Source organism: Streptomyces sp. NPDC110618 (assembly GCF_055657065.1).
The window spans coordinates 637,887-650,791 of record NZ_JBVKBN010000001.1; the positions used below are offsets into that span (position 1 = coordinate 637,887).

A 12,905-nucleotide genomic window follows, 5' to 3' on the forward strand; every position below is an offset into this window, starting at 1 on the left:
ACGACTGTCGCCTCAGGGGGAGGACACGCCATGGCACCACAGCGATTCCACGAGCAGTTCGAGCAGATCCAACGCTCCATGCCCGACGTCCCGTTGGCGATGGGCCCGGACGACTCCGCCGAGTTCCTCTACGAGAAGGGTGTCGTCCTCGCCCGGGACGGCGAGGAGGCCCGCCTCGTCGAGGACACCGTGCGCGAGCACTTCACCACCTTCACCGGGCTCACCGCCGACCGTGTGCGCCGGGCGAGCCCGGAGACCAACCGCTCCGGCATCACCCGCATCCAGGTCGGAGACCCCGGTCACGGCGACCGCCGCGGCGACCGGGCCGTCGCGGGTGCGCTGCGGGCGCTGCGCGCCGCCGAGGGCCGGGCCGGACGGCGCCTGGTCAGCCGCAACCACGTCGTGTCCATCGCGGTCAACGCCTGCCCCGGCGACGAACCCGTACCGGCGCCCCTCACCCAGCCGCCCAACCCGGCCGCCGCGGAGGGCACTTACGACCCCGACACCGCCGTCGGAGTCCTCGTCGTCGACACCGGACTGATGCGCGACTACCGCTCCTACCCCCTGCTCGCACACACCGACGGCGACCTCCAGATCAAGGAGTGCGACGACGACGGCATCCTCCAGCAGTACGTCGGACACGGCACGTTCATCGCCGGACTCGTCGCCGCCGTCGCCCCCAACACCGGGATCACCGTCCGCAACACCCTCAACGACGCGGGCGCCATCCTGGAGTCGGAGTTCGGCGACAAGCTCTTCGAGGCCGTCGAACGCGGCGGCTGGCCGGACATCCTCAGCCTCTCCGCGGGCACCTCCAACGGCCGCACCGACGGACTCCTCGGCCTCGCCGCCTTCATGGAGGAACTGCGCACCCGGCGCACCCTGTTGGTGGCCGCCGCCGGCAACAACGCCAGCGCCACGCCGTTCTGGCCCGCCGCCTACGCCGACCTGCCCGACTACGCCGACTCCGTGCTCTCGGTCGGCGCGCTGCGCGCGGACGGCGAGTTCGGCGCCTGCTTCTCCAACCACGGCCCCTGGGTGAAGGCGTACGCCCCCGGCGAGCGGCTCACCAGCTCCCTCACCGGCTTCGACGTGCCCGTCCCGTACGTCTACCAGCACTCCACCTACGACGCCTGCCGGTTCGGCTTCGCCTACGTCTGCACCTGCCAGTCCCCGCGCCACACCGGCGTGCTCAGCGAGGAGCGGGCCGCCGCGCCCACCGGCAAGCCGGACCAGGTGATGTTCGAGGGGTTCGCGCACTGGAGCGGCACCTCCTTCGCCACCCCCGTGGTCGCCGGGATGATCGCCTCGCACATGACCGCGCACAAGGAGACCGACCCGCGCGCCGCCCGCACCCAACTCCTCGCCTCCAACACCGAGTACGCCGAAGTGCGCGGGGCGCATGTGCCGGCGCTGCGCCCGCCCACCTGGCGCCCGGTTCCGGTCGTGCCGCTCAGTCCTCCGGCATGAGGCTCGGAACCGTCCCCTCCGCGGCGTACGATGACTTGCCGTACACGAGGGGTGGGGCCGTGGATCGTGCTGAAGTCGGCGCGCTCGTCCAGTCCGCCGTCGACGGGGACGCGGCGGCCTGGAAAGCGCTCGTGGAAGGACTCAGTCCGCTGGTGTGGTCGGTGGTGCGCGCACACCGGCTCTCCGACGCGGACGCCCACGAGGTGTACCAGACGGTCTGGTTCCGGTTCGCCCAGCACCTCGGGCGGATCCGGGAACCCGACAAGGCCGGGTCCTGGCTGGCGAGCACAGCGCGGCACGAGTGCCTGAAGGTGCTGAAGAATTTACGGCGGCTGACGCCGACGGACGACCCGCAACTGCTGGACCGGGTCAGCGAGGACCGCACCCCGGAGGAGTCCCTGCTGGACTCCGAGGACGCCGCCATGCAGAGCGAACGCGTCCGCCGGGTGTGGCAGGAGTTCGAGGAACTCGGCGATCGCTGCCGCCAGTTGCTGCGGGTACTGATGTCCTCGCCGCCGCCGAGCTATCAGGAGGTGTCCGCGGCCCTGGGGATCGCCGTGGGCAGCATCGGCCCCCTGCGCCAGCGCTGTCTGCGCCGGCTCAGGGCCCGACTCGACGCACGGGGAGCGCTGTGAACGACGACACCACGCACGAGGACTACCGGGACACCCTCCTGGAGGAGGAACTGCGCCGGGCCGCCGCCATCCTGGACCCGGTCCCGGCGGAGCTGACCCGCATCGCCGTCGACGCCTACGCCCTGCACGACCTCGACGCCAGGATCGCCGAGCTGACCTTCGACTCGGTGACGGACGCCATCCCGGTACGCGGCGCCACCGACGTGCCCCGCATGCTCACCTTCACCGCGGGTGAGGTCACGGTGGATGTCGAGGTCACCGACGAGGGTCTGCTGGGCCAGGTCCTGCCGCCCCAGCCGGCCGGCATCGAGGTCCTCGGCGGCCCCCAGCAGACCCACTCCCTGACGGCGGACACGATGGGCCGCTTCACCACCGACACCCCTGTCTCCGGCCCGTTCGCGCTACGACTGCGAACCGGCGGCGAGGTGGTCGTCACGGAGTGGACGCGGGCCTGAGCCACCAGGTGCAGGGCAGGGACTGCGGGCCGCGGATCATGGTCTTCCGGCGCCAGGGGACCTCCTCCGGGTCCACCGCGAGCCGCAGTCCCGGCAGGCGGTCGAGCAGGGTGGTCAGGAGCAGTTCCGTCTGGAGGCGGGCCAGGACCGAGCCGGTGCAGTAGTGGGGCCCGTTACCGAAGGCCAGGTGGGGCGGGGCGTCCCGGTCCGGGTCGATGCGGTCGGGGTCCGGGTAGACCTCCGGGTCGCGGTTGGCGGCCAGGTAGGACACGTACACCGGGTCACCGGCGCGGATGCGCACGCCGTGCAGTTCGACGTCCTCCAGGGCGATCCGGGCCAGGCCCACACTGCTGCGGTGCGGGATCCAGCGCAGCAGCTCGTCCACCACGGCGCCCCGGTCCCCGGGGCGCTCCCGCCAGCCCTTCATCAGCTCGGGGTGGGTGAGGAGCAGGTACAGCATCTGGCCGCAGTTGTGGGTGACCGCCTCACCGCCGATCTGCAGCGGGCCGGCGAGGCCGACCGCCTCGGTCTCGCTGATCTCGCCCCGGTACACGGCGGCGCCCAGCAGCGAGTACACGTCGTCGCCCGTGCTGTGGGCGCGGGACCGCACCGTCTCGGTGATCCAGCCGTACAGGCCGTTCTTGGCCCGTTCGGCGTCCTCGGCGCCCGTGGTGGAGATGATCGTGCGGGTCCAGGCGTGCACCTGGTCCTGCTCCGCCGCCGGTACGCCCATCACCTCGCTGACCACGGCCAGCGGAAACGGCTCCAGCACCCGCTCGATGAGATCGGCGGGCGGGCCGTCGCGTACGACGCCTTCCATCAGCTGGTCCAGGATGCGCTGGGCGCGCGGTCGCAGCCGCTTCATCGCGCCCACGGTGAACGCGCCGGCCACCGGCCGCCGCAGCCGGTTGTGGTCGGGCTGGTCGGCGAAGGCGAGGGAGCCGGGGCGCGGCTTGAAGTGCGGCGCCATCCGGGTCACCTGACGCCGGGTGACCTCGGCCCGCCCGAAGCGCGGGTCGTTGGTGATCGCCTTCACGTCCTCGTACCGGGTGGCCAGCCACGCCCAGCCCTCGCCGTACGGCAGCCGGATGCGGGTGAGCGGCCCCTCGCGCATGAGCTCGGCGAGGACCGGGTCGAACTGCGTCCCGGTGAGGTCCTTCGTCGGCCACTCCCGGATCTCCGGCGCGGCCGGGCCGTTGAGCGTGGTGGTTTCCTCAGTCATGCCCACCACCCTCTCCGCAGCCCGGCCCGCTGTCGCCCGGGAGTGCTCCAGGCGGACGTCACCCGGGCAGCGCGTCCACCAGCCGGGCGAGAGCGGTCGCCAGCCGCAGGAGTCCGGGTCCGGCGGGGCCGCCGGGCTCGGTCATGTAGATGTCCCGCCGGATCTCCACCATCAGGGCGCTCACCCGCGGGTCGGCGCCGTAGAACTCCAGTGGCACGTACGTTCCGCTGAACGGGCTGTCCAGGCCGACCTCCCCGCACTCCCCGAACGCCTCCCGGGCCGCCGCGAGCAGGCCCGGCGGGGTGTGGAAGGAGTCGGTGCCCAGACAGACGGCGGGCCGGGGCCCGTCCCCGTGCAGCTCGTAGGGCAACGGATCGCTCGGGTACGAGTGCACATCGACGACCACGGCCCGCCCGGTCGCCGCCAGCCGCCCGGCGACGGTGTCCGTCATCGCCTCGGCGTACGGCCGGAAGTAGCGCGCCAGCAGTGGCTCCGGGTCGGTGTCCTCGGCCCGCAGCGGATCCTTGTGCGTGGTGCGGGTGTAGACGGCGCCCATGCCGACGGCGAGCATCTCCTCCCGCTCGTCCGGGAACCGCTCGGGGTCGACGACCAGCCGGGACAGCCGGTTGGTGAACACCCACGGCCGCAGCCCGCACCGCTCGGCGGCCTCCGCGGCGAGCAGCGCGGTGTGGGAGTCGGTGATGTGGTCCAGCTCCCGGGCGAGCGCCGCGTCGTCCAGCACGATGCCGGGCCGTACGTCGGCGGGGATCTCCCGGGAGGAGTGCGGGACGTGGAGGATCACGGGGGAGTGCTCGTCCCCGGGGGACAGCTCGAAGTTCATGGGCTCCTTGTCTCCTACTGTCCGACCCGGCCGTCGACGCACTCGCGCAGCAGGTCGGCGTGGCCGCAGTGACGGGCGTACTCCTCGACGCGGTGCACCCACAGCTCGCGCACGGAGTTGCCATCCTCGCCCACGCGGGCCGCCGGGTCCGGGTACCGCGCGAACGCCGCGTCGGTCTCGGCCTGTTCACGGGCCAGGTCGGCGAACGCGCCGTCGACCAGCGCCTGTTCCCCCACCGCCCCGTCGAAGTCGGCGTCCCGGGCGCCGTACAGCTTGGGCTCCGGCTCTCCGGGCGTGATCCAGTTGCGCCAGTCCCGCTCCACCTCCGCGAGATGGCGGACGAGGCCGAGCAGGGACATCGTGGACGGCGGCACCGACCGGCGCGCCAACTGCTCCGGGGTCAGGCCCTGGCACTTCATCTCCAGGGTGAGCCGGAAGTCCCGCAGCACGCTGCGCAGGGTCTCCAACTCGCCCTCCGGGCCCGGCCCGTCGTTGTCGCGGGGGTCCTGGTCGGGGTCCGCCCACATGTCCGGGTACACGGTCGCCCGGGTCCACCGCTCGGGTACGTCAGTCATGGGCCTCACCATGGTGAGCGCGGGGGCCCGGTGCAAACGATTAATCGCGCACCTCCCAGCGGTGGAGCGTCTCGGCGCGGTCGTCGTACGTGAGCCAGGTGCCGTCGCCGAGCGCCGTCACACAGCTGTCCACGGGACCGTCGGGGTACGAGACGGACCCGCGTATCTCCAGGGTGGGGGCGTCCAGCAGCCAGTGGCGGGCGCGGTCGGTGTCCTCGTCGGAGCCGAGGGTCGAGGCGATCACGGTGTCGGCGTCGACGAATCCGCAGAAGTAGTCCCAGCAAGGGGTTTCCCCGTCGTCCCCGTCGTCCCCGTCGTCCCCGTCGTCCCCGTCGTCCCTGTCGTCCTCGACCGGCTCCGGTTCGCGCTCGGCGAGCACGGTGCCGTCCAGGGCGTGCAGGCGCAGGTCGGCGCCGTTGTGCTCGACCGTCAGGAACCCCGGATGCTTCGGGTGGACGTCGGTGAGGATGCGGTCCGTGGACCCCTCGTTGTCCCAGCTCGTCAGCTGCTCGCCGTCCCAGCGGGCCCAGTGGACCAGGATGCCGTCCTGCCCCATGCCGACGCACAGGCCCATGTGCGTGCCGTCCGGGTGGGAGAGCTGGTGCGAACCGGAGGCGACGCTCTCCAGCGGCAGCCGCGCCAGCTCCCGCCCGTCCCGGGCGTCCAGGACGACCCAGCACTCCTGCCACGCTCCCGCGTCCGGCTCCCGTACGACATGGGCCCAGACGAGCCTGCCGTCGTCGGACACGCGGCACGAGCCGCTCTCGAACCCGCGGCACACCTGCTGCTCGTCGCCCGAGTGGGGGTGGCCGATCTCCGGGCCCCAGCAGCCGTGCCGGTACTCCCACAGCGTCTCGCCGCCGACGCCCACGGCCCGTACCGCGCGCTGCCCGGAGAACACCGCGAACCGGCCGTCCGGGCTCACGGAGTGCACGCCGTGCTCCCACCCAGGCCAGGGCAGGGGGAACACGGCGAGCGGGGCGGAGTCCCCGGCGAAGACCTCGTACAGGTCGTAGGCCTCCAACTCGTGCCCGTTGCGCAGGAGGGCGCGGGGGCCTGCTCCTCCCCGGTTCTCCAGCCCGAACCCGTTGACCAGGGCGCGCCCTCCCGGCAGCCGGACCGAGTCGCGCAGGTGTGCGTTGATCGACATGGGCCGAATGTACGGGAGGGCACTGACAACGGGGTGCGGGGTCAGTTCAGCGGGGCCGGCTTGGGGGTGCCGTAGAAGGTGATGGGCGGCCAGCCCTTGGACTGGGCCAGCTCGTTGAGAGCCTCGGCCACCTCGGTGGGGCTGACCTCGTGGGCCGCCGGCGCCTCGGTGGTCCGGACCCGGAACTCGATCTCGACCTCCATGGTCGTACCGGAGGGGTCCGCGCCGGGCTTCCAGGTCCGGCCCTTGAAGAACGTCTGGGGGTCGAACTCGGTCGCCTGCGCCCCCTCGTCCTCCGCCTCCGCCGCCTGCGCGGGCGTCGCCCCCGCCGTGCTGCCGAGCACCGCGCCCGCCGCCGTCGTACCGGAGTAACCGAGCAGGGAGCGTCGCGAAATGCTGGACATGGTTCCCCTCCTGTGCGTGCCGCGCGGGTGTCTCCCGGGGCCGCGGCAGTGATCGTAAGCATGATCGAAGGACGCGCAGGGCGGAACCAGATCATCCGGTTCACCTGGGAGAACGCCGGAAGGCCGGCCCCTTTCGGGACCGGCCTTCCGGTTGTGCCTTCCGGTTGTGCCCAAGGTGTCAGCTCAGGGACGCCAGCGCCTCGTTCCAGGTCGCGGACGGGCGCATGACGGCCGAGGCCTTCGCCGGGTCCGGCTGGTAGTAGCCGCCGATGTCGGCCGGGGAGCCCTGGACCGCGAGCAGCTCCTCGACGATCTTCTGCTCGTTGGCCGCGAGGGTCTCGGCGAGCGGCGCGAACGCCTTCGACAGGTCCGCGTCGTCGGTCTGCGCCGCCAGCTCCTGCGCCCAGTACAGGGACAGGTAGAAGTGGCTGCCGCGGTTGTCGATGCCGCCGACGCGACGGGTCGGGGACTTGTCCTCGTTGAGGAAGGTCGCCGTGGCGCGGTCGAGGGTGTCGGCGAGGACCTGGGCGCGGGCGTTGCCGGTGGTCTTCGCGTACTGCTCCAGGGACGGCACCAGCGCGAAGAACTCACCGAGGGAGTCCCAGCGCAGGTAGTTCTCCTTCAGCAGCTGCTGGACGTGCTTCGGGGCGGAGCCGCCGGCGCCCGTCTCGAAGAGGCCGCCGCCCGCCATCAGCGGGACGACCGACAGCATCTTGGCGCTGGTGCCCAGCTCCAGGATCGGGAAGAGGTCGGTCAGGTAGTCGCGCAGCACGTTGCCGGTGACGGAGATGGTGTTCTCGCCGCGGCGGATGCGCTCCACCGACAGCTTGGTGGCCTCGACGGGGGACAGGATGCGGATGTCCAGGCCCTCGGTGTCGTGCTCCGGCAGGTACTGCTTGACCTTGGCGATGAGCTGGGCGTCGTGGGCGCGGTTCTCGTCCAGCCAGAACACGGCCGGGTCGCCGGTGGCGCGGGCGCGGGTGACGGCGAGCTTCACCCAGTCCTTGATCGGCGCGTCCTTGGTCTGGCAGGCGCGGAAGATGTCACCGGCGGCGACGGGCTGCTCCAGGACGGCCACGCCGTTGTTGTCGACGAGGCGGACGGTGCCGGAGACCGGGATCTCGAAGGTCTTGTCGTGGGAGCCGTACTCCTCGGCCTTCTGCGCCATCAGGCCGACGTTCGGGACCGAGCCCATGGTGGACGGGTCGTAGGCGCCGTTGGCCCGGCAGTCGTCGATGACGGCCTGGTAGACACCGGCGTAGGAGGAGTCCGGCAGCACCGCGAGGGTGTCGGCCTCCTGGCCGTCCGGGCCCCACATGTGGCCGGAGGTGCGGATCATGGCCGGCATCGAGGCGTCGACGATCACGTCGGACGGCACGTGCAGGTTGGTGATGCCCTTGTCGGAGTCGACCATCGCCAGGGCCGGGCCCTCGGCCAGCTCGGCGTCGAAGGACGCCTTGATCTCGGCGCCCTCGGGCAGGGCGTCCAGGCCCTTGAAGATGACGCCCAGACCGTCGTTCGGGGACAGGCCGGCGCCGGCCAGGACCTCGCCGTACTTGGCGAAGGTCTTCGGGAAGAAGGCGCGTACGACGTGGCCGAAGATGATCGGGTCGGAGACCTTCATCATGGTGGCCTTCAGGTGCACCGAGAACAGCACGCCCTGGGCCTTGGCCTCGGCGATCTGCGCGGTCAGGAACTCGCGCAGCGCGGCGACGCGCATCACGGAGGCGTCGACGACCTCACCTTCGAGGACCGGGACCGACTCGCGCAGCACGGTGGTGGAGCCGTCGTCGCCCTGGAGCTCGATGCGGAGCGAACCGGCCTCGGAGATCACGGTGGACTTCTCGGTGGTGCAGAAGTCGTCGGTGCCCATCGTCGCCACGTTCGTCTTGGACTCGGGGGTCCAGGCGCCCATGCGGTGCGGGTGGGTCTTGGCGTAGTTCTTGACCGAGGCGGGGGCGCGGCGGTCGGAGTTGCCCTCGCGCAGGACCGGGTTCACGGCGGAGCCCTTGACCTTGTCGTAGCGGGCCTGGATCTCCCGCTCCTCGTCGGTCTTCGGGTCGTCCGGGTAGTTCGGCAGCGCGTAGCCCTGGGCCTGCAGCTCGGCGATGGCGGCCTTGAGCTGCGGGATGGACGCCGAGATGTTCGGCAGCTTGACGATGTTGGCGGCGGGCGTCTTGGCCAGCTCACCCAGCTCGGCGAGGGCGTCCGGGATGCGCTGGTCCTCGGTCAGGTACTCCGGGAACACCGCGATGATGCGGCCGGCCAGCGAGATGTCCCGCGTCTCCACGGCGACACCCGCCTGCGAGGCGTACGCCTGGACCACCGGCAGGAAGGAATACGTCGCCAGGGCCGGGGCCTCGTCAGTGTGCGTATAGATGATGGTCGAGTCAGTCACCGGGTGCTCCGCTCCACGTCTGCAACATTGCTCGACATCAAGATATCTCGTGATCGCCCCCGACTCGACAGGGGTCCGCACCGCGGGGGGCGGGCGGCGGGCGCGAAGGGCGAGATCCGGACGCGCGGGGCGGACGGGCGGCGGGTTCCGGATCCGCGGGAGACGGGTTCCGGTCGGAAGTGCAACCTCCGGTGGTGATTCGGTGGTCATGCAGGTGGATCACTCATCCGAGGTGAGGCCGGACCTGACCACCCGGCCGTTCGAGCGAAAGCAGACCATGAGAAACCGCACCAGAGTGACAGCCCCGGCCGCCCTGATCGGCACCGCCGCCGTCCTGGCGGTGGCCCCCACCGCCCACGCCGCCAAGGGGAAGGGCGGCACCCCGGGCCCCGAGACCCTCGGCGACCCCGTCTACCCCGCCCTCGGCAACGACGGCTACCGCGTGTCGTCGTACCACCTCGATTTCGCCTACGACGACACGACGAAGCTGGTCGACGCCACCGCGACCCTGCGCATCCGCACGACCCAGGCGCTCAGCCGGTTCTCCCTGGACGCCCTCGGCCTGGACGTGCGCTCCGTCCGGGTCGGCGGGCGGCGCGCCGCCTTCGAGCAGGTGGCGGAGAAGCTGCGGATCACCCCGGCCGGGACCCTGCCGGCGAAGGCCCGGGTCACGGTCTGCGTGGAGTACGCCGCCGACCCGCGCCGCAGCCTCGCGCACACCGGCTGGGTCGCCACCCCGGACGGGTTCGCGGTGGCCTGCCAGCCCGACTCCGCGCACACGGTCTTCCCCTGCAACGACCACCCGGTGGACAAGGCCGACTTCACCTTCCGGCTCACCGTCCCGTCCGGTCTGCGCGGCGTGGCGACCGGGACGCTCGTGCGCACCGAGGAGCTCGCCGGTGGCCGTACCGCGTACACCTACCGCTCCCGCTCGCCGCTCGCCACCGAGCTGGTGCAGATCACCGTCGGCGACTACGTCGTCAAGGACCGGCAGGGCCCGCACGGACTGCCGCTCAGGGACGTGGTGCCCACCGCGCGGGCCGCCGCGCTGGAACCCGCGCTCGCACTCACCCCGGCGCTGGTCGAGTGGGTCGAACAGCGCCTGGGGGCCTACCCGTTCGAGACGTACGGTCTGCTGCCGTGCAACTCCGACGAACCGGAGCCGTTCGGCTTCACCGGCCTGGAGACCCAGACGCTGACCATCTACCGGCCGAACTACCTCCTCCAGCAGGAGTCGAAGATCGGCTCGCACATGATGCACGAGCTGGTCCACTCCTACTTCGGCAACAGCGTCTCCCCGGCGAGCTGGGCCGACCTGTGGCTGAACGAGGGCCACGCCGACTTCTACGGGCTGCTGTACCGCTACGAGCGCGGCTGGCCCGACTCGCTCGGCATGACCACGCTGGAGGCGCGGATGAAGCACACGTACGCGCTTGGCGACCAGTGGCGCAAGTCCTCCGGGCCGGTGGCGGCGCCGAACGCCGTCAACCTCTTCGACAGCCAGCGCTACCTCGGTGGCGTCCTGGTCCTGTACGCGCTGCGGCAGCAGGTCGGCGAGGAGGCGTTCACCGCCCTGGAGCGGGCCTTCCTGGAGCGGTACCGCGATTCCACCGCCTCGACGGGGGACTACATAAACGTCGCCTCCGAAGTGTCCGGCCAGGACCTCTCCGGCTTCCTGCGCGAGTGGCTGTACGGGACGAAGACGCCCCGGATGCCCGGCCACCCGGACTGGACGGTCACCCCGGTGAGCCCGTCGGCGTCGGCCGCCCCGCGCAACCGGCGGAGCGGCCACCACGACAACTCGGCGACGCTCTGAGACGTCGGTGTCAGTCGAGCCGGGCGGGGGAGACGACCTCGCCCGGCTCGTCCTCGGCGACGCGCTGCTGCGGAATGGAGAGCGAGCCCTGCTGGATCGCCACCGTCCGGGTGGGCGCCGGGATCCGGATGCCCTCCTGGCGGTAGCGGCGGTGCAGCCGCTTGATGAACTCGTGCTTGATCCGGTACTGGTCGCTGAACTCGCCGACGCCGAGGATCACCGTGAAGCCGATCCGGGAGTCGCCGAAGGTGTGGAAGCGGATGATCGGCTCGTGGCCCGGCAGCGCGCCCTCGACCTCGCTCATCACCTCCCGGATGACCTCGTTGGTCACCCGCTCGACCTGGTCCAGGTCGCTGTCGTAGGCGACGCCGACCTGGAGCAGGATCGTCAACTCCTGCTCGGGGCGCATGAAGTTGGTCATGTTCGTCTTCGCGAGCTGCCCGTTGGGGATCACGACCAGGTTGTTGGACAGGTTGCGCACCGTCGTCTGGCGCCAGTTGATGTCCTCGACGTAGCCCTCCTCGCCACTGCTCAGCCGGATGTAGTCACCGGGCTGGACGGTCTTGGAGGCGAGGATGTGGATGCCCGCGAAGAGGTTGGCGAGCGTGTCCTGGAGCGCCAGCGCGACCGCCAGACCACCGACACCGAGGGCGGTGAGCAGCGGCGCGATGGAGATACCCAGGGTCTGCAGCACCACCAGGAACCCGATCGCGAGGACCAGGATCCGGGTGATGTTGACGAAGATCGTGGCCGACCCCGCGACCCCGGGCCGGGACTGCGTCACCGAGCGCATCACCCCGGCGATGCCCCGTGCCGAGGCCAACGTCACCAGGAAGATCAGCAGCACCGTCAGCGACTGGTTCACATGGTGCTGAACCGTCCTCGTCAGCGGCAGCGCGGCACCCGCGGCGGCGGCACCGCCCAGCACGGCCGACCACGGCAGCACGCTGCGCAGCACGTCCACGATCAGATCGTCGCCGCTCCAGCGGGTGTTCTCGGCGTGCTTGCCGAGCCAGCGCAGCAGCAACCGGAGCAGAAACGCGGCCAGCAGACCCGCGGCCACCGCGATCCCGGCGACGACCCAGTCGTCCATGGTGAGATCCCGATTCACCGGTCACCTCCGGGAGCGGAAGCGGCGGCGAAATACCCCGCTGTCGACCGGATGTGAAGATTCGTCACGTTTTCCCCTGCTCGAATTCCCGACTGTACCGTCGCCCACCGACGGGCACGACGGCTCATCCTGCCGTACTCCGCACAGTAGTTCGTGCCGGGCGGGCGGCCGTGCGGAAGCGGATGGGGGGCGCATGGCCGCAGAGGCCGTGCCCCTTTGCGCGCCCCGCGCGTTGCGTGACACGGCTGCCGTGAACGGCCGTGCGCCGGTACGGTTTTGGCAACGTACGCGGCGCGGGGGAGGACCTGATGCTGGGCGAGGCATTGCTGGCGTTGGCATCGGCCGGTGGCGGTGCGGTGGTCGCGGCGGCCGGGACGGATGCCTGGCAGGGGTTTCGGCGGGCCGTCGCGCACTGGCTCGGCCGAGGCGACGCGCGGATCGAGGAGCGCGAGATGGAGCGCCTCAACGAGACCGCCGCCGCCCTCCTGGCGGGCGAGGAAGTCGAACTCGAACGAGTCCGCCACCTTCAGCAGGGCATCTGGCAGGCCCGGTTCACCCTGGCCCTGGAGAGCATGACCGAGGCCGAACGGGAGCTCGCCGCACGTGAGTTGTCCTCCCTGCTCGCGGTGCACGCGCCGCCGGGCACGGCGCCCTCGGCCCCTGGCGGGGTGGCCGCCGGGCATGACGTGCACTTCACGGCGGAGGACGGGTCCGTCGCCGCCGGGGTGATCAACGGCGGGGTGCAGATGGGCCCCCCGTCCCCGCCCGGTCCGGCCCAGGGCTGAACGGACCGGCTGAGCCAAGCCCACTCCCGGCCGTCGACGGTCC

Annotated in this window: 12 protein-coding genes; 5 read left to right on the forward strand and 7 right to left on the reverse strand. The window is 71.5% G+C overall.

Going from position 1 to position 12,905, the window contains the following annotated elements; translation table 11 throughout:
* The first annotated feature begins 30 nt into the window (after nt 1–30).
* The 3 genes from ACZ7L7_RS02810 to ACZ7L7_RS02820 are packed head-to-tail and all read left to right on the forward strand — an operon-like array spanning nt 31 to nt 2,560.
* Entirely contained in the window at nt 31–1,470 is a 1,440-nt protein-coding gene (locus tag ACZ7L7_RS02810) for a S8/S53 family peptidase (protein WP_453601781.1), read from the forward strand.
* Nucleotides 1,467–2,105: an RNA polymerase sigma factor gene (locus ACZ7L7_RS02815; RefSeq protein ID WP_285515150.1), complete on the forward strand. Its 639-nt coding sequence runs from the start codon at nt 1,467–1,469 to the stop codon at nt 2,103–2,105. The genes ACZ7L7_RS02810 and ACZ7L7_RS02815 overlap by 4 nt, the downstream gene beginning before the upstream one ends.
* Nucleotides 2,102–2,560 carry a hypothetical protein gene (locus tag ACZ7L7_RS02820; RefSeq protein WP_285515151.1) on the forward strand — a complete coding sequence of 153 codons (459 nt, stop codon included), beginning with the start codon at nt 2,102–2,104 and terminating at the stop codon, nt 2,558–2,560. The genes ACZ7L7_RS02815 and ACZ7L7_RS02820 overlap by 4 nt, the downstream gene beginning before the upstream one ends.
* Here ACZ7L7_RS02820 and ACZ7L7_RS02825 read toward each other — a convergent pair.
* The 6 genes from ACZ7L7_RS02825 to ACZ7L7_RS02850 form a co-directional block, all read right to left on the reverse strand.
* On the reverse strand, nt 2,538–3,782 hold the full coding sequence (locus tag ACZ7L7_RS02825) for a cytochrome P450 (protein WP_453601786.1): 1,245 nt from the start codon (nt 3,780–3,782) through the stop codon (nt 2,538–2,540). The genes ACZ7L7_RS02820 and ACZ7L7_RS02825 overlap by 23 nt on opposite strands.
* Nucleotides 3,783–3,840: 58 nt before the next feature.
* Complete coding sequence (locus tag ACZ7L7_RS02830) at nt 3,841–4,623, reverse strand: N-formylglutamate amidohydrolase (protein WP_453601789.1); 783 nt, start codon at nt 4,621–4,623, stop codon at nt 3,841–3,843.
* A gap of 14 nt (nt 4,624–4,637) precedes the next feature.
* On the reverse strand, nt 4,638–5,198 hold the full coding sequence (locus ACZ7L7_RS02835; RefSeq protein ID WP_453601792.1) for a DinB family protein: 561 nt from the start codon (nt 5,196–5,198) through the stop codon (nt 4,638–4,640).
* A 40-nt stretch (nt 5,199–5,238) separates the two neighbouring features.
* Nucleotides 5,239–6,348 (reverse strand): hypothetical protein, encoded by a 1,110-nt coding sequence (locus ACZ7L7_RS02840; protein ID WP_472074501.1) that lies wholly within the window; start codon nt 6,346–6,348, stop codon nt 5,239–5,241.
* 41 nt (nt 6,349–6,389) lie between these two features.
* A complete protein-coding gene (locus ACZ7L7_RS02845; RefSeq protein WP_472074503.1) occupies nt 6,390–6,752 on the reverse strand; it encodes a twin-arginine translocation signal domain-containing protein in 363 nt (120 codons plus the stop codon).
* Nucleotides 6,753–6,930: 178 nt separating this feature from the next.
* The gene (locus tag ACZ7L7_RS02850; protein ID WP_285515157.1) at nt 6,931–9,150 is read right to left on the reverse strand and encodes an NADP-dependent isocitrate dehydrogenase; all 2,220 of its coding nucleotides are present in this window, start codon (nt 9,148–9,150) and stop codon (nt 6,931–6,933) included.
* Between the two features lie 277 nt (nt 9,151–9,427).
* Here ACZ7L7_RS02850 and ACZ7L7_RS02855 point away from each other — a divergent pair, with 277 nt between their 5' ends.
* Nucleotides 9,428–10,966 (forward strand): M1 family metallopeptidase, encoded by a 1,539-nt coding sequence (locus ACZ7L7_RS02855; protein WP_472074505.1) that lies wholly within the window; start codon nt 9,428–9,430, stop codon nt 10,964–10,966.
* A 10-nt stretch (nt 10,967–10,976) separates the two neighbouring features.
* Here ACZ7L7_RS02855 and ACZ7L7_RS02860 read toward each other — a convergent pair whose 3' ends face one another.
* A complete protein-coding gene (locus tag ACZ7L7_RS02860) occupies nt 10,977–12,077 on the reverse strand; it encodes a mechanosensitive ion channel family protein (RefSeq protein ID WP_472074507.1) in 1,101 nt (366 codons plus the stop codon).
* Nucleotides 12,078–12,385: 308 nt separating this feature from the next.
* On the opposite strand from ACZ7L7_RS02860, the gene ACZ7L7_RS02865 reads away from it, so the two are divergent.
* Nucleotides 12,386–12,862 (forward strand): hypothetical protein, encoded by a 477-nt coding sequence (locus ACZ7L7_RS02865; protein WP_285515160.1) that lies wholly within the window; start codon nt 12,386–12,388, stop codon nt 12,860–12,862.
* Nucleotides 12,863–12,905 lie beyond the last annotated feature (43 nt).